Consider the following 14,595-nt stretch of genomic DNA (forward strand, 5'->3'; position numbering starts at 1 on the left):
CTGTGTGCTCCTAGCGTTCTGGGGCGCTCGACACCCCGGCTCTTTGCGGATCGCGGCGGCGTTCCACTTCGGCAACATCGCTTTCCGCGTTCAGAACCGAAATCACGCCATGCAGATGCTCGGCATCACGCAGTTCGACATCGACAAGCAGTCGAAAGAAATCCGGTTTGCGATCCACGAATGTCAGGTCCGAGATATTGGCCTTCTGCTCGCCGATCAATGTGCAAATCCGACCCAGCACACCTGCATCGTTGCCGATGGTGATATCGAGCGTCACGTCATAGGCTGCCGGATGCTTGCCCGCATGCCAATGCAGATCCAGCCAGCGTTCGGGCTGATCGTCATAAGCGGACAGCGTCTCGCAGTCGATCGCATGCACCACCACGCCGCGCCCACGATACGTGATACCCACAATACGCTCGCCCGGCAGCGGCTGGCAACAGCGGGCGCGCTCGAAGCTCTGATCGGCGGATAGACCGATCACCGCCCGGTCGCGGCCCACCTCTTCGGCATCCTTCGGCGCGAGGTCGGGATAGACCGCATGCACCACCTGCCGCGCCGTCAACTCGGCGCTGCCCAGACGGGCCAGCACCTCGTCCCGCCCCTTGACCCGCAAGGTCGTCGCCGCAGAGTCCAGCGCCTTGTCGGTGGCCTTTTTGCCAACATGCTCGAACGCCGAGCGCGCCAGTTCCCGGCCCAGCTTGATGTAACGGTCGCGATCCAGCTCGCGCAGGGCGCGGCGGATGGCCGAACGCGCCTTGCCGGTGGTGGCGATATCCAGCCATGTCGCCTGTGGCGTCTGCCCGCCGGCGGTGATGATCTCGACCGACTGGCCGTTCTTGATCCGGGTCCACAGCGGCACGCGCATCGTGTCCACCTTGGCGCCCACGGTGGCATTGCCGATCCGGGTGTGAATGGCATAGGCAAAGTCGATCGGCGTCGCGCCACGCGGCAGTTTCACCACATCCCCCTTGGGGGTAAAGCAGAACACCTTGTCGGCATACATCTCCAGCTTGACCGCTTCGAGAAAATCCTCGTGATCTTCCTCGGCATCGAATTGCTCGGTCAGGCCGGAAATCCACTTGGCCGGATCAACGGCAAACGGATTCTCCACGCGCACACCGTCACGATAGGACCAATGCGCCGCCACGCCCGATTCGGCCACGTCATGCATGGCCTGCGTGCGAATCTGCACCTCGACCCGCTTGCCGTCGCGCCCCGACACGGTTGTGTGGATCGAACGGTATCCGTTCGACTTGGGCTGGCTGATGTAATCCTTGAACCGCCCCGGCACGGCGCGCCAACGCTGGTGGATCGCGCCAAGCGCGGCATAACAATCCGCCTCACTCCGGGTGATGATGCGGAAGCCGTAGATATCGCTGAGACGGGAAAATCCCATCTCCTTTTCCTGCATCTTGCGCCAGATCGAATAGGGCTTCTTGGCGCGTCCGAACACGTCGGCCTGAATCCCGGCCTTGTCCAGTTCGTGCAGCATGTCGCCGGTAATGTGCTCGACCACATCGCCGGTTTCCTTCTGCAAGGTGATAAAGCGGCGGATGATCGAGGCGCGCGCATCCGGGTTCAGCACGCGAAACGCCAGATCCTCCAGTTCCTCGCGCATCCATTGCATGCCCATACGGCCCGCCAGTGGCGCGAAGATATCCATCGTCTCGCGCGCTTTCTGAGCCTGCTTTTCCGGGCGCATCGCCTTGATCGTACGCATGTTGTGCAGCCGGTCGGCCAGCTTGACCAGAATGACCCGCAAATCCTTGGACATGGCCATGAACAGCTTGCGAAAATTTTCGGCCTGCTTGGTCTCGGAACTGGACAGCTGGAGATTGGTCAGCTTGGTGACGCCATCGACCAGATCGGCCACCTCGGCCCCAAAGCGGCTGGCCACCTCGGCATAGGAGGCGCGGGTATCCTCGATCGTGTCATGCAAAAGCGCCGTGATGATCGAGGCATCGTCCAGCCGCTGCTCGGCCAGAATCGCAGCCACGGCGACAGGATGACTGAAATAAGGTTCCCCCGAGTGGCGAAACTGACCCTCATGCATGTCGCGGCCATAATCATAGGCCGCGCGGATCAGCGCTTCGTCACTCTTGGGGTTGTAAGTGCGGATCAGCGCGACAAGGTCATCAACCGAAATCATGCCGCCCGCAGCTCCGGAATTGTCGTCAGGCTCAGCCCTGACCCTGGGCTTCCATCAGAGCCCGCAACAGCTTTTCCTCCGACATGTCGTCGTCGGCTTCGGGCTTGTCGGGCTCACCGCCGCCCATCAGCAAGGCCATCGAATCCTCTTCGGGTTCGTCCACCTCGATCTGGGTCTGGTTCGATTCGATCAGGCGTTCGCGCAATTCGTCCGCCGATTGGGTTTCATCGGCGATTTCGCGCAAGGCCACGACCGGGTTCTTGTCGTTGTCGCGGTCCACGGTCAGCGGCGCACCGGCCGAGATTTCACGAGCCCGATGCGCGGCAAGCATGACCAGTTCGAACCGGTTGGGAACCTTGTCAACGCAATCTTCAGTGGTAACGCGGGCCATGGGACCTCCGATAAATCTCTGCAGAAGTGGTTTATCTAAGGCCTCGCGCCCGGATTTACAAGCAGAGAATCAGGCGCCGGCCCGACCTGCGGAAACCGGAGCAGGCGGCCCCCATATCCGCGCGGTTTCTCGGGCCAGACGGGCCTGTTCGACACGGTCGAGATACGCCAGCGCCGCGTTTTCGTCGCCACCCGACTCATGCAGCGCCTTGTGCCAGACACGCGCCACGGATCGCGCCGACCACGGCAGCACCGCCGCCGCCAGCCAGCGGCGCGCGGCGGGCGGCAGCCGGTCGAAATCGGCCATCGGGCTGCGCGCCACCCGGCGACGGCCAAGCGTGCTGCGGCAGTTCGTGGCCATGTCAGGCGGCCCCGGCGCGCCGCCAGTCCGGGAAAGGATCGGACAGGCCGACAAATTCCTGCGGGTCGAATGCCGTCTCCGATCCCGTCAATGCCTCGTCCAGCGCCGCGCAGATCGCCGCGCGATCCATGCCTGTGCCGATGAACACCAGCTCCTGCCGCCGGTCTCCGAACGGCTCCTGCCAGTGGCGCGCCATGTACTCCTGCGCCTGCGGATGATCCGGCCATCTCTCGGACGGGACGCTGGCCCACCAGGTCCCGAGAGGTGCCACCTTCGACAGCGCCCCGGCCAGGCTGAACTCGGCTACCCAGTCGGGACGGTTGGCCAGCCAGAAATGCCCCTTGGCCCGGATCACCCCCGGCAGCGGGCCGTTCAGAACCGCATGCACCTTTTGCGGATCGAACGGCCGCCGCGCCCGGTACACGAAAGACGTCACACCGTATTCCTCGGTTTCCGGCACATGATCGGCGAACCCGTACAACTCTTTCGCCCAAAGCGGATGCTCATGGGCCTTGTCGAAATCGAACAGCCCCGTGTCAAAGATCGTTTCGGGCCGGACATGGGCGAAATCCGTCTCGATCAGGCGCGCATCCGCATTCAGGCTGCGCACGATCTTGCGCGCTGCACTGGTTTGTTCGGGGCCTGCATCGCCGACCTTGTTCAACACGACGACATCGGCGAACTCGATCTGATCGACCAGAAGATCCACCAGCGTGCGGTCGTCGCCATCGCCCGCCACCTCTCCGCGATCGCTCAGGAAATCGTGGCTCGAATAGTCGGCCAGCAGATTCGCCGCATCCACCACCGTCACCATCGTATCCAGCCGCGCCACATCCGACAGGCTGTCGCCCGCCTCGTCACGGAACTCGAAGGTCGCGGCCACGGGCAAAGGCTCGGCGATCCCGGTGGATTCGATCAGCAGGTAATCGAACCGCCCCTCGTCCGACAGGCGCCGCACCTCTTGCAGCAGGTCATCGCGCAGGGTGCAACAGATGCACCCATTGGTCATCTCCACCAGCTTTTCCTCGGTCTGGCTGAGGTTCGCACCCCCCTCGCGCACCAGATCGGCGTCGATATTCACCTCGGACATGTCATTGACGATCACGGCCACCCGCCGCCCGTCGCGGTTGTTCAGCACGTTGTTGAGCAGCGTGGTCTTCCCCGCCCCCAGAAATCCCGAAAGAACGGTTACCGGCAGGCGTCGGTCAGGCTGTGGCATGGGTCAGGTCTCCTTCGCGCATCGCAATAAATGTAATGTTATACTATTACATTTACCGATCCGAAGAATGCAACCCCCCTTCCGACCCCGCCATGAGGTTACAGCGCCCGCACCTCGTCCCGCCTCTCGCCCGGCAAATCCGCCAGCATCTGCGCCACCGTCCGCCCCGAGACAGGATGGCGCCAGTCCGGCGCGATATCCGCCAACGGCACCAGAACAAAGGCCCGGTCCTGCATCCGTGGGTGCGGCAAAATCAGGGTTTCGGGGGCCTCCCGCATTTGCCGCTCCAGCGGCAGATCGCGCCATTCCGCATAGGTCTGGCTGTCCGGCCATACCGTCCCGCCCATGGCGATCAGGTCCAGGTCCAGCGTCCGCTGCCCCCATCTGCGCACCCGCTCGCGCCCCAGAAACGCCTCGACCTCGTGCAACAGCGCCAACAGATCTTCCGGTTCCCCGTCATAGGCAAGCCGCGCTGCGGCATTCACGTAATCCGGTCCCGCTCCGGGCGGAAAACAGGGCGTTCTGTAAAACCGGCTCACGGCATCGACCGGCACACCCAACTCGCTCAGACGCTGCAACGCAGCTCGCAAAGTCCGGGCAGGATCGCCTGCCCGAGACGGTATATTTCCACCGATGGCGATCAATGCACCCTGCTTCTGAACCATTGTTTCCTATCCTTTAGGACAAGGCCTTTTCTATTGCGTTCCCGCCCGGATATCCTAGTTTTACTGACTGTTCCGTCCGGCATCCACTCACTGAACGCTCATTGCGGCCGGAACAAGTGAATTTGAAAGGACATTCTGTATGTTTTACAAAGACGAACGGCTTGCGCTGTTCATTGACGGGTCGAACCTGTATGCGGCTGCAAAATCTCTCGGCTTCGACATCGACTACAAGCTGTTGCGCGCCGAGTTCATGCGTCGCGGCAAACTGTTGCGTGCGTTCTACTACACGGCTCTGCTGGAAAACGACGAATATTCGCCGATTCGCCCTCTGGTTGACTGGCTGAACTATAACGGCTTCACCATGGTCACCAAACCGGCCAAGGAATACACCGACAGTCAGGGCCGCCGTAAGGTCAAGGGCAACATGGATATCGAACTGGCCGTAGACGCGATGGAACTCGCGCCGCATGTCGATCATATCGTGCTGTTCTCGGGCGATGGCGATTTCCGGCCCCTGGCCGAAAGCCTGCAACGCCAGGGCGTGCGCGTTTCGGTCGTTTCCACGATCCGCAGCCAGCCGCCGATGATCGCTGACGACCTGCGCCGTCAGGCCGACAATTTCATCGAACTCGAAGACCTCAAAGACGTGATCGGGCGCCCGCCGCGCGATTTCAGCCAGTCCCGCGACGACGCTTATCAGAGCAGCGACTGATACGATTCTCCACGCGCGCGCCCGTTCACTCCGGGCGCGCACGTCACCCCTTTGCGTGCGCCTCCCCTCCGATGCAGGCCGCTCACCCCCCTCCCCGCGCCTTGCATCCGCCCATTCGCGCCTTCCCTCTGGACGCGGACGGCCCATGGTCTTACCTCTGAGCGCAACAGGAGGCCCAGCATGACCAAACCGCCCCTCACCCTATACCTGGCCGCGCCGCGGGGATTTTGCGCAGGCGTGGACCGCGCCATCAAGATCGTTGAAATGGCCCTGCAAAAATGGGGCGCACCCGTCTATGTGCGGCATGAAATCGTGCATAACAAATACGTCGTGGACGATCTGCGCGCCAAGGGGGCGGTTTTCGTCGAAGAGCTCGACGAATGCCCCGATGACCGCCCGGTGATCTTTTCCGCCCATGGCGTGCCGAAATCCGTGCCCGCCGCGGCTGCCGAACGCCAGATGCTCTATGTCGACGCCACCTGCCCCCTGGTGTCCAAAGTGCATATCGAGGCCGAACGCCACGCCGACGCGGGCCTTCAGATCGTCATGATCGGCCACGCGGGTCACCCCGAAACCATCGGCACGATGGGCCAGTTGCCCGAGGGCGAGGTTCTGCTCGTCGAAACCCCCGCCGATGTGGCAACGCTCAATGTGCGCGATCCCGGCAAACTGGCCTTTGTCACCCAAACCACCCTGTCGGTCGATGACACCGCCGATATCGTCGCCGCGTTGCAGGCCCGCTTTCCCGCCATCAGGGGCCCGCACAAGGAAGATATCTGTTACGCCACCACCAACCGGCAAGAGGCGGTCAAGGCCATGGCCCCGAACGCCGACGCGATGCTGGTGGTGGGCGCACCCAACTCGTCGAACTCCAAACGCCTGGTCGAAGTGGGCCGCCGCGCGGGCTGCGCCTATTCGCAACTGGTGCAACGCGCCACCGACATCGACTGGCGCGCCCTCGACGGCATCCGCTCCCTCGGCATCACCGCCGGGGCCTCCGCCCCCGAAATTCTGGTGAACGAGGTGATCGACGCCCTCAAGTCCCGCTATGACGTGACTGTCGAAACCATCGAAACCGCCACAGAAAACGTCGAATTCAAAGTCCCGCGCGTCATGAGGCAACCGGCCTGAGCGCGGACGTGCCGGGTGCCGGGATCGCTTGACAGTTCCGTCACGCTCAGGCCCCATGACCGCGAACCGAGAGAGATCAAAGCATGATGAGCCTGCATTTCCTTGTTACCGCACTCGTGGTCGTCATCGCGCCCGGAACCGGGGTGATCTACACGCTGGCCATCGGCCTCGGGCAGGGCCGCCGCGCGGCGTTCATGGCCGCTCTCGGCTGTACCCTCGGGATCGTGCCCGCACTTGTCGCGGCCACTCTCGGGCTCGCCGCGCTGCTGCACAGTTCGGCCCTGCTGTTTCAGATCGTGAAATTCGCCGGGGTAGCATATCTGCTGTGGCTGGCGTTCCAGGCGGTGAAATCGGACGGTGCACTGGCCGTGCGCCCCGATCGCCGGTCGGAACCGGGGCTCACCATTGCCCGGCGGGGCGCACTGATCAACATTCTCAATCCCAAGCTCTCGATCTTTTTCCTGGCCCTGCTCCCCCCGTTCCTGTCCGGCGATCCCGCAACCGCCACCACCGAGATGCTCAGCCTCGGAGCCGTGTTCATGGCGCTTACTTTCATCGTGTTCACGCTCTATGGCAGCTTCGCCGCCGCCATGCGGGATCGCCTGCTCGCCTCGGAACGCGCAATGCGCTGGCTGAACCGCAGCTTCGCGGCCATTTTCGCCACGCTCGGCGCGCGCCTCGCACTGGAAAAAACGGCATGAGCGCGATCCCCCGCGCCCCCCTGATCCTTGGCCTCGCCGGTCTGATCCCCTTCGTCTGGGGCGCGGTCACCGTCCTTCTCCCCGATCTGGCCAGTTGGACCGCCCGCACCCTCGGAGGGCGCTTTGCGGGCCCTTACGTGATGCTGTTCTACGGCGCGGTGATCCTGTCCTTCATGTCCGGCGTGCTCTGGGGCTTCGCCGCCCGTCTCGAAGGCGCACAGGCCAGTACCGGCTACGCCCTGTCGGTCATCCCCGCCCTCTGGGCCTTCTTCATGACCGGCGGCGGCCCGACCGGATCGGCGATCTCGCTGATCGCCGGGTTCATCGGCATTCTCGGGCTCGACTGGCTGTTCTGGCGTCACGGCGCCGCGCCCGAGTGGTGGATGTCGCTCCGCCTCGCCCTCACCGCCGTGGTCGTGACCTGCCTGACCATCGGCGTCTTCTTCTGATCGCCCTCTCGCGCCGATTGACACCCGCCGCCCCAGCCTGCAACAGGACCGCCATGACCGACCTGACCCTTTATTCCATGCCTTCCTCGGGCAACAGCTACAAGATACGGCTGCTGCTGTCCCTTCTGGGGCGCGATTACACCCATGTCGCCTGTGAAATGCAGTCCGCCGAAACCGCCAGCGCCAGGGCCGCAGGCCACCTTCCGCTCGGCAAGCCGCCCGCGCTGCACCTGCCCGATGGCACGATCCTGTCGGAATCGAACGCCATCCTGTGGTACCTGGCCCACGGCACCGGCTGGGTTCCTGACGATCTCCTGACCCAGTCGCAAATGCTCGCCTGGATGTTCTTCGAACAGAACCGGCACGAGCCGGTGATCGCCGTGCGCGCCTCGCTCAACTCCTACCCCCACCTCGCCGAACAGGCGACGCCCGCGCGCATGGAGAAACTGCTGGCAGACGGCCACGCGCTCCTGCAAATCATGGAAGACGCCCTCACGGGGCGCGAGTGGTTCACCGGCACCGCCCCCACCCTCGCCGACATCGCGCTTTATGCCTATACCCACACGGCGGAGTCGCGCGGCGGGTTCGACATGGCCCGCTTTCCCAATATCGCCGCATGGTGCGGGCGCGTCGCCGCCCTGCCCGGCTATCGGGGGCTGTTCGATCATGGCTGAGCTTTTCGCCTATACCGACGGCGCCTGTTCCGGCAATCCCGGCCCCGGCGGCTGGGGCGTGCTGTTGCAGGCGGTGGAAAACGGCACCGTCGTCAAGGAACGCGAGCTGAGCGGCGGCGAGGCCGAAACCACCAACAACCGCATGGAACTTCTGGCCGCGATCGCCGCGCTGGAAACCCTGTCGCGGCCCTCGACCCTGACCATCGTCACCGACAGCGCCTATGTGAAAAACGGCGTCACGGGCTGGATTCACGGCTGGAAGCGCAACGGCTGGAAAACCTCGGCCAAAAAACCCGTCAAGAACGTCGAACTCTGGCAGCGCCTGGACGAGGCGCAACACCGCCACAGCGTGACATGGGAATGGGTCAAGGGCCACGCGGGCCACCCCGAAAACGAACGCGCCGACGAACTGGCCCGCGCGGGCATGGCCCCGTTCAAACCCGGCAAGGCCGAGGCATGACAGCCCTCGCGCTGCTCGATTACGCCGCTGTTCTGGTCTTCGCCCTGACCGGCGCACTGGTCGCCTCGCGCCAGCAGCTCGATATCGTCGGTTTCGCCTTCGTCGCCAGCCTGACGGCGGTCGGCGGCGGCACGCTGCGCGACGTTTTCCTGGATCGCAACCCGGTCTTCTGGATCGGCAATCCCGATTACATCCTGATCGCCTGCGCCGCGGCGCTGCTGATCTTCTTCACCGCGCATCTGGCCGAAAGCCGCTACCGCTGGCTGACATGGCTCGACAGTTTCGCACTGGCCGTGGCCGTTCCCGCAGGCGTGGCCGCCGCGCTGCAAATGCTGCAACCGGGACCCATCGTGGTGATCATGGGCGTCGTCACCGGCTGTTTCGGCGGGCTGATGCGCGACGTGGTCTGCAACGAGGTGCCGCTGGTCCTGAAACAGGGCGAACTCTACGTGACCGCCGCCTTTGCGGGCTCGCTCGCCGCCGTCGCCCTGACCGCCCTGAGCGATGACATGACCCTGATCCTCGGCACCTGCGCCGCTCTCACATGGGGGTTGCGCGCCGGGTCCATCGCCTTCGGCTGGCGCCTGCCGGTCTACAGGGCCCGCCCGCCGAAAAGCTGACCGCGCCTTCACTTTTCCGGAAATACTCGCGCCGCAGGCATCGCCCGCAGGGCGATCTATTTTTTCGGCCCGCCACGCCCCGCGACATAGGTCTGATACAGCCAGATCAGCAGCAACGCCCCCATAACCGCGCCGATCAAACCGCCCAGCAACCCGGCAACCGTCAGCACCATGCGCAACACGAACCCGCCGATCAGCGCCCCGGCGATGCCGATGGCGATGGTGGTGACGATATCGGTTTCCAGCTTCATCAGCCGCGTGGCCAGAAACCCTGCCGCCGCGCCCACGATGACCAGATAGATCACAGCCACGGCCCTACCTCCTGCGCCGCCAATGGGTCGGCACGATCACCAGCGCCCCGATCGAAGACAGGATCGCATCCACCCCCGGCGCCCCAAAGCGAATCCCGAACATGATCCGCACGAAATAAAACAGGAACGCCCCGCCCACGCAGATGATGATGGATTGCAGATATCCGTTGCGGGTGAACCCCGTCTTTTCCGACAGGTAGCCGACGATCCCGGCCACAACCACCGTTCCGATCAGCGTGGGAAACATCGCGCTCTACTCCCTGGCTACAGCCGCACACCTGCGGGAATGCTCATCCCCCGCAGGAAGGTTTCGGCATCCTGCGCGCCCTTCCCGGCCCGTTGCAAGCGCAAAAGCCGCACGGCCCCCTCGCCACAGGCCACCGTCAGCACATCATCCAGCACCTCACCGGGCGCGCCGTGGCCTTCGGCAACGGTCGAGGCGAGCAACTTGATCCGCTCGCCATTCACCTCGCACCACGCGCCCGGAAAGGGCGAAAGCCCACGAATATGCGCATCGACCTCCGCCGCTGACCGGGTCCAGTCCACCCGCGCCTCGGATTTGTCGATCTTCTCGGCATAGATCACGCCTGCATCGGGCTGCACCTCGGGCGTCAGATCGTCCAGCCGCTCCAGCGCCTCGACAATCGCCTGTGCCCCCATTTCGGACAGCCGGTCATGCAATTCCCCGGTGGTTTCCCGCGCGCTGATCGTCGTGGCCTTGCGCAGCAGAACGGGGCCGGTATCCAGCCCCGCCTCCATCTGCATGATGCACACGCCGGTCTCACGATCCCCGGCCATGATCGCCCGGTGGATCGGCGCCGCCCCGCGCCAGCGCGGCAACAGGCTGGCATGGATGTTCAGGCACCCGCGCCCCGGCGCATCCAGAATGGCCTGCGGCAGGATCAGCCCATAAGCCACCACCACGGCGACATCCGCCTCCAACGCGGCAAACGCCGCCTGCTCGGCCTCACCTTTCAGGCTGACCGGATGGCGCACCTCCAGCCCCAATTCCTCGGCGCGGGCCTGCACTGGCGTCGGGCGTTCCTTCTTGCCCCGGCCCGCACGGCGCGGCGGCTGGCAATACACGGCGACCACCTCGTGCCCGGCCTCCACCAACGCATCCAGCACCGGCACCGAAAACTCCGGCGTCCCCATGAAGATCACGCGCATCTCAGCCCACCTTCCGCGCCTTGCGCAACAGCATGTCGCGTTTCACCTTGGACAGCCGGTCGAAATAAAGTCGCCCGTTCAGATGGTCGACCTGATGCTGCACCGATGTCGCCCACAGCCCGACGAAATCGCGCTCTTCGATCTCGCCCGCCTCATTGAGAAACCGCACCGTCACCGCACGCGGGCGTTTCACCTTTGCCGACACGCCAGGCAGGTTCGGGCTGGCCTCTTCGTGTTCGCGCAACTCAATGCTGGAATACAGGATTTCAGGGTTGGCCATACGCACCGCCTCGCCGCGCCCGGCGCTGGCATCGACCACCGCCAGCCGCTGCATCACCCCGATCTGCGTCGCCGCAAGGCCCACGCCCGGCATCGCCTCCATCGTGTCGATCATGTCGTCCCACGTTGCGCGAATATCGTCCGTCACCACCTCGACCGGCGCGGCCACGCTCTTCAGCCGCTTGTCGGGCCAGGGCAGGCAGCGCCGCACGGCCATCCGCTCAGGCCCTCGCCTTGGCCTGTTCGCGCTTCAGCTTCTGCATCTTGCGGGTGATCATCTGGCGTTTCATCGGCCCCAGGTAATCGATGAACAGCTTACCGTTCAGATGGTCGATCTCGTGCTGCACACAGGTCGCCCACAGCCCGTCGAAGGTTTCGCTCTGCTCGTTCCCATCCCGGTCGATCCAGCGCACATCCACCACCCTGGGGCGCGTCACCTCGGCATATTGCTCGGGGATCGACAGGCAGCCCTCTTCATAGACATTCGTCTCGTCCGAGGCCGCCACGATCTCGGGGTTGAACATCACCAGCGGGCGGGGGGCCTCGTTCTCGTCCTTGACGCAATCCATCACGATCAGCCGGTCCAGCACCCCGACCTGCGGCGCGGCCAGCCCGATCCCCGGCGCGTCATACATGGTTTCCAGCATGTCGTCCGCCAGGGCGCGCAATTGGTCCGACAGGTCGGACACAGGCGTGCAGACCTTTTTCAGGCGCGGGTCGGGATGGATCAGGATCGGGCGTTTCATGCGGCTTCATTTAGGTCATCGCTCCCCGATCCGCAACGCCCCTTGCACCTGACGCGCAAATCACTAGCCTGCCCGCAACGCAAGGGAGACAGCCATGAATTTCGACGACATCATCGACCGCCGCGGCCACCTGTCCAGCAAATGGGACATGATGGAAAAGAACTATGGCGTCCCCGCCGAGGACGGGCTGGCCATGTGGGTGGCCGACATGGATTTCCGCTCTCCCGATTGCATACAGGACGCGGTGCGCGCCAAGCTCGAACACGGCATCTACGGCTATCTCGGCGATTACGGCCCCTATACATCCGCCATCGCCTGGTGGATGGAAAACCGCCATGGCTGGCAGGTCGATCCCGATTGGATTCTCACCACCACCGGCCTGTGCAACGCCGTCGGCCTCGCCATCGACACGCTGACCAGCCCCGGCGACAGCGTCGTTCTGTTCACGCCGGTCTACCACGCCTTCGCCCGTGTCATCCGCACCGCCGGGCGCAACGTGCTGGAATGCCCGCTGGTCAACGAAAACGGCCGCTACCGGATGGATTTCGACGCCTGTGAATCCCTGATGACCGGCAAGGAGAAAATGATGATTCTCTGCTCGCCCCACAACCCCGGCGGCCGCGTCTGGAACAAGGACGAACTGCGCGCCGTCGCCGATTTCGCCCGCCGCCACGACCTGCTGCTCATCTCCGACGAGGTGCATCACGACCTCGTTTACCCCGGCCAGACCCACACCCCCATGCCACTGGCCGACCCCGGTATTATCGACCGGCTGATCATGCTCACCGCGCCGTCGAAAACCTTCAACATCGCGGGCACCCATACCGGCCAGATGATCGTCTCCAACGACACGCTGCGCGGCCAGCTCAAGGCGCGGATGTCGGCCCTGTCTCTCGGCACCCACGATTTCGGCATCGCCATGACCACCGCCGCCTACAGCCCCGAAGGCGCGGCCTGGGTCGATGAGCTGGTGGCCTATCTCGACGGCAACCGCAAACTGTTCGACGACGGCGTCAACGCCATTCCCGGCGTCACCTCCATGCCCCTCGAAGCCACCTACCTGTCATGGGTCGATTTCTCGGGCACCGGCATGAAGCGCGAGGAATACAAGCGCCGCGTCAACAAGGACGCCCGCATCGCGGTGAATTACGGCTCGACCTTCGGATCGGGCGGTGAAACCTTCCTGCGCTTCAATATCGGCATGCCCCGCGCGCAGATCGCCGAAGCCGTCGAACGCCTGCAAGCGGCCTTTGCCGACCTGCAATAACCCGCACGACGGGGCACCGGCGCCGCCCCGCGCTGCGCCGGTCAGTCCCGCCCGATCAACGCCACCGGCGCTTGCGGGTCGCGCTCGAAATCGACGGGCGCTTCATCACTGGCCGGGGTCACCCGCTTGAGTTCGAACCGGATCTCGCCGCCCTCTTCCTCGGAGGCGACGATCAGGCAATGCGACAGATGCCTGCTCCCGTCATAGAGATCGACCAGCCCGCGCAGATGCCCCGCCTTGTCGGCCTCCATGGCGAACCCGCCCTCCCAGGCGCGCAGCACCGGATAGGCATCCTCCCCGGCATGAACCCGCACCCGCAACCGGCGGCTTTGTCTCACGGCGCGCTTGCGGGCCTCGTCAAGGCCCGCCTGCACATCGGGCGGCAAATAGGTGGTCATGGCACTACATCCCCAGAATCATGCCAACAGTCTGTGCCACCGCACTATTACGATCACGTAAAATCTTGCGGGCTGCCGGAAATCAGCCGGAAACTGTTGCTTTCGGACGCAGCACATGGGGTTGCGCCGGATCGTAAAGCGCGCTTTCGGTGAAATCGCTGATCTCACCCAGAACCGGCCCCACCAGAATCAGCGCCGTGCGCGTGATCTTTTCGTCGCGCACCTTCAGCCGGATATCGGCCAGCGTCCCGCGAATGAACATCTGGTCCGGCCAGCCCACGCGATAGGCCACCACCACGGGGCAATCCGCCCCGTAATGCGGCGTCAATACGCGCTCGATCTCGCGCAGGGCGCGCACGCCCAGATGAATCGCCAGCGTGGTGCGTGTGCGGGCGAAATTCTCCAGCGTCTCGCCATCGGGCATCGAGGTCGATTTCATCGACACCCGTGTCAGAACGATGGATTGCGCCACCTCCGGCACGGTCAACTCCTGCCCCAGTGCCGCTGCCGCCGCCGCATAGGCCGGGACACCGGGAATGATCCGATAGTCGATCCCGTCCGCGCGCAGCCGCCGGATCTGTTCGGCAATCGCCCCATACAGCGACGGATCGCCCGAATGCACCCGCGCCACATCCTGCCCCTTGCCATGCGCCTCGCGAATAACGGCATGGGTTTCGTCCAGCGTCATCGGCGCGGTGTCCATCACCAGCGCCCCCTTGGGCGCACAGGCCACCACCTCGGCAGGCACCAGCGACCCGGCATAGAGACACACAGGGCATTCCCCGATCACCCGCTCGGCCTTTTTGGTCAGAAGCTCCGGATCGCCCGGCCCCGCGCCAATGAAATACACCGTCATGCCAAAGCCCCCGACTTCATCTTTCCAAAAATAC

The 14,595-nt window shown here is 64.3% G+C and carries 20 protein-coding genes; 8 read left to right on the plus strand and 12 right to left on the minus strand.

Annotated features, from left to right (window positions below):
• Positions 1 to 10: 10 nt before the first annotated feature.
• From BUB53_RS14455 to folK, 5 genes are all read right to left on the minus strand, one after another.
• A complete protein-coding gene (locus BUB53_RS14455; RefSeq protein ID WP_073035495.1) occupies positions 11 to 2,152 on the minus strand; it encodes a RelA/SpoT family protein in 2,142 nt (713 codons plus the stop codon).
• Positions 2,153 to 2,183: 31 nt separating this feature from the next.
• Positions 2,184 to 2,543 (minus strand): DNA-directed RNA polymerase subunit omega, encoded by a 360-nt coding sequence (gene rpoZ, locus BUB53_RS14460; RefSeq protein WP_073035496.1) that lies wholly within the window; start codon positions 2,541 to 2,543, stop codon positions 2,184 to 2,186.
• A gap of 69 nt (positions 2,544 to 2,612) precedes the next feature.
• Entirely contained in the window at positions 2,613 to 2,903 is a 291-nt protein-coding gene (locus BUB53_RS14465) for a DUF6525 family protein (protein WP_073035497.1), read from the minus strand.
• A gap of 1 nt (position 2,904) precedes the next feature.
• The gene (locus BUB53_RS14470; protein ID WP_073035498.1) at positions 2,905 to 4,122 is read right to left on the minus strand and encodes a GTP-binding protein; all 1,218 of its coding nucleotides are present in this window, start codon (positions 4,120 to 4,122) and stop codon (positions 2,905 to 2,907) included.
• A gap of 98 nt (positions 4,123 to 4,220) precedes the next feature.
• Positions 4,221 to 4,787 carry a 2-amino-4-hydroxy-6-hydroxymethyldihydropteridine diphosphokinase gene (gene folK, locus BUB53_RS14475; protein ID WP_073035499.1) on the minus strand — a complete coding sequence of 189 codons (567 nt, stop codon included), beginning with the start codon at positions 4,785 to 4,787 and terminating at the stop codon, positions 4,221 to 4,223.
• A 139-nt stretch (positions 4,788 to 4,926) separates the two neighbouring features.
• On the opposite strand from folK, the gene BUB53_RS14480 reads away from it, so the two are divergent.
• From BUB53_RS14480 to BUB53_RS14510, 7 genes are all read left to right on the plus strand, one after another.
• The gene (locus BUB53_RS14480; protein ID WP_073035500.1) at positions 4,927 to 5,499 is read left to right on the plus strand and encodes a LabA-like NYN domain-containing protein; all 573 of its coding nucleotides are present in this window, start codon (positions 4,927 to 4,929) and stop codon (positions 5,497 to 5,499) included.
• A 180-nt stretch (positions 5,500 to 5,679) separates the two neighbouring features.
• Positions 5,680 to 6,630, plus strand: coding sequence for a 4-hydroxy-3-methylbut-2-enyl diphosphate reductase (ispH, locus tag BUB53_RS14485; protein WP_073035501.1), 951 nt, complete (start codon positions 5,680 to 5,682; stop codon positions 6,628 to 6,630).
• Between the two features lie 83 nt (positions 6,631 to 6,713).
• The gene (locus BUB53_RS14490) at positions 6,714 to 7,331 is read left to right on the plus strand and encodes a LysE family translocator (protein ID WP_073035502.1); all 618 of its coding nucleotides are present in this window, start codon (positions 6,714 to 6,716) and stop codon (positions 7,329 to 7,331) included.
• Positions 7,328 to 7,780 carry a DUF3429 domain-containing protein gene (locus tag BUB53_RS14495; RefSeq protein WP_073035503.1) on the plus strand — a complete coding sequence of 151 codons (453 nt, stop codon included), beginning with the start codon at positions 7,328 to 7,330 and terminating at the stop codon, positions 7,778 to 7,780. The genes BUB53_RS14490 and BUB53_RS14495 overlap by 4 nt, the downstream gene beginning before the upstream one ends.
• A gap of 53 nt (positions 7,781 to 7,833) precedes the next feature.
• A complete protein-coding gene (locus BUB53_RS14500; protein WP_073035504.1) occupies positions 7,834 to 8,454 on the plus strand; it encodes a glutathione S-transferase family protein in 621 nt (206 codons plus the stop codon).
• On the plus strand, positions 8,447 to 8,914 hold the full coding sequence (rnhA, locus tag BUB53_RS14505; RefSeq protein WP_073035505.1) for a ribonuclease HI: 468 nt from the start codon (positions 8,447 to 8,449) through the stop codon (positions 8,912 to 8,914). The genes BUB53_RS14500 and rnhA overlap by 8 nt, the downstream gene beginning before the upstream one ends.
• Entirely contained in the window at positions 8,911 to 9,534 is a 624-nt protein-coding gene (locus tag BUB53_RS14510) for a trimeric intracellular cation channel family protein (protein WP_073035506.1), read from the plus strand. The genes rnhA and BUB53_RS14510 overlap by 4 nt, the downstream gene beginning before the upstream one ends.
• 56 nt (positions 9,535 to 9,590) lie before the next feature.
• On the opposite strand, the gene BUB53_RS14515 is transcribed toward BUB53_RS14510, so the two are convergent.
• From BUB53_RS14515 to def (BUB53_RS14535), 5 genes are read right to left on the minus strand one after another with little or no spacing between them, the layout of a single operon-like run.
• Positions 9,591 to 9,845 carry a GlsB/YeaQ/YmgE family stress response membrane protein gene (locus tag BUB53_RS14515; RefSeq protein WP_073035507.1) on the minus strand — a complete coding sequence of 85 codons (255 nt, stop codon included), beginning with the start codon at positions 9,843 to 9,845 and terminating at the stop codon, positions 9,591 to 9,593.
• A gap of 4 nt (positions 9,846 to 9,849) precedes the next feature.
• Entirely contained in the window at positions 9,850 to 10,092 is a 243-nt protein-coding gene (locus BUB53_RS14520) for a hypothetical protein (protein WP_073035508.1), read from the minus strand.
• Positions 10,093 to 10,109: 17 nt separating this feature from the next.
• Positions 10,110 to 11,015 carry a methionyl-tRNA formyltransferase gene (fmt, locus tag BUB53_RS14525; RefSeq protein WP_073035509.1) on the minus strand — a complete coding sequence of 302 codons (906 nt, stop codon included), beginning with the start codon at positions 11,013 to 11,015 and terminating at the stop codon, positions 10,110 to 10,112.
• A gap of 1 nt (position 11,016) precedes the next feature.
• Positions 11,017 to 11,511, minus strand: coding sequence for a peptide deformylase (gene def, locus BUB53_RS14530; RefSeq protein WP_073035510.1), 495 nt, complete (start codon positions 11,509 to 11,511; stop codon positions 11,017 to 11,019).
• Positions 11,512 to 11,515: 4 nt separating this feature from the next.
• Complete coding sequence (gene def, locus BUB53_RS14535; protein ID WP_073035511.1) at positions 11,516 to 12,040, minus strand: peptide deformylase; 525 nt, start codon at positions 12,038 to 12,040, stop codon at positions 11,516 to 11,518.
• Between the two features lie 94 nt (positions 12,041 to 12,134).
• On the opposite strand from def (BUB53_RS14535), the gene BUB53_RS14540 reads away from it, so the two are divergent.
• On the plus strand, positions 12,135 to 13,307 hold the full coding sequence (locus tag BUB53_RS14540; RefSeq protein ID WP_073035512.1) for a MalY/PatB family protein: 1,173 nt from the start codon (positions 12,135 to 12,137) through the stop codon (positions 13,305 to 13,307).
• A gap of 41 nt (positions 13,308 to 13,348) precedes the next feature.
• Here the strand turns inward: BUB53_RS14540 and BUB53_RS14545 are convergent, their stop codons facing one another.
• Both BUB53_RS14545 and cobM read right to left on the minus strand, forming a co-directional pair.
• Positions 13,349 to 13,705, minus strand: coding sequence for a hypothetical protein (locus BUB53_RS14545; RefSeq protein WP_073035513.1), 357 nt, complete (start codon positions 13,703 to 13,705; stop codon positions 13,349 to 13,351).
• 82 nt (positions 13,706 to 13,787) lie between these two features.
• On the minus strand, positions 13,788 to 14,561 hold the full coding sequence (gene cobM / locus BUB53_RS14550) for a precorrin-4 C(11)-methyltransferase (RefSeq protein ID WP_073035619.1): 774 nt from the start codon (positions 14,559 to 14,561) through the stop codon (positions 13,788 to 13,790).
• Positions 14,562 to 14,595: the final 34 nt, after the last annotated feature.

This window comes from Roseovarius pacificus (genome assembly GCF_900142665.1).
GTDB lineage: Bacteria > Pseudomonadota > Alphaproteobacteria > Rhodobacterales > Rhodobacteraceae > Roseovarius > Roseovarius pacificus.

Bases quoted from the DNA above. Each gene is read 5' to 3' on its own strand.
- rpoZ (WP_073035496.1), bottom strand. From the start codon at position 2,543: ATGGCCCGCGTTACCACTGAAGATTGCGTTGACAAGGTTCCCAACCGG.
- def (WP_073035511.1), bottom strand. From the start codon at position 12,040: ATGAAACGCCCGATCCTGATCCATCCCGACCCGCGCCTGAAAAAGGTC.
- BUB53_RS14455 (WP_073035495.1), bottom strand. From the start codon at position 2,152: ATGATTTCGGTTGATGACCTTGTCGCGCTGATCCGCACTTACAACCCC.
- BUB53_RS14470 (WP_073035498.1), bottom strand. From the start codon at position 4,122: ATGCCACAGCCTGACCGACGCCTGCCGGTAACCGTTCTTTCGGGATTT.
- BUB53_RS14490 (WP_073035502.1), top strand. From the start codon at position 6,714: ATGATGAGCCTGCATTTCCTTGTTACCGCACTCGTGGTCGTCATCGCG.
- BUB53_RS14545 (WP_073035513.1), bottom strand. From the start codon at position 13,705: ATGACCACCTATTTGCCGCCCGATGTGCAGGCGGGCCTTGACGAGGCC.
- rnhA (WP_073035505.1), top strand. From the start codon at position 8,447: ATGGCTGAGCTTTTCGCCTATACCGACGGCGCCTGTTCCGGCAATCCC.
- BUB53_RS14500 (WP_073035504.1), top strand. From the start codon at position 7,834: ATGACCGACCTGACCCTTTATTCCATGCCTTCCTCGGGCAACAGCTAC.
- cobM (WP_073035619.1), bottom strand. From the start codon at position 14,561: ATGACGGTGTATTTCATTGGCGCGGGGCCGGGCGATCCGGAGCTTCTG.
- BUB53_RS14510 (WP_073035506.1), top strand. From the start codon at position 8,911: ATGACAGCCCTCGCGCTGCTCGATTACGCCGCTGTTCTGGTCTTCGCC.
- ispH (WP_073035501.1), top strand. From the start codon at position 5,680: ATGACCAAACCGCCCCTCACCCTATACCTGGCCGCGCCGCGGGGATTT.
- folK (WP_073035499.1), bottom strand. From the start codon at position 4,787: ATGGTTCAGAAGCAGGGTGCATTGATCGCCATCGGTGGAAATATACCG.
- BUB53_RS14540 (WP_073035512.1), top strand. From the start codon at position 12,135: ATGAATTTCGACGACATCATCGACCGCCGCGGCCACCTGTCCAGCAAA.
- BUB53_RS14520 (WP_073035508.1), bottom strand. From the start codon at position 10,092: ATGTTTCCCACGCTGATCGGAACGGTGGTTGTGGCCGGGATCGTCGGC.
- def (WP_073035510.1), bottom strand. From the start codon at position 11,511: ATGGCCGTGCGGCGCTGCCTGCCCTGGCCCGACAAGCGGCTGAAGAGC.
- BUB53_RS14480 (WP_073035500.1), top strand. From the start codon at position 4,927: ATGTTTTACAAAGACGAACGGCTTGCGCTGTTCATTGACGGGTCGAAC.
- BUB53_RS14495 (WP_073035503.1), top strand. From the start codon at position 7,328: ATGAGCGCGATCCCCCGCGCCCCCCTGATCCTTGGCCTCGCCGGTCTG.
- fmt (WP_073035509.1), bottom strand. From the start codon at position 11,015: ATGCGCGTGATCTTCATGGGGACGCCGGAGTTTTCGGTGCCGGTGCTG.
- BUB53_RS14465 (WP_073035497.1), bottom strand. From the start codon at position 2,903: ATGGCCACGAACTGCCGCAGCACGCTTGGCCGTCGCCGGGTGGCGCGC.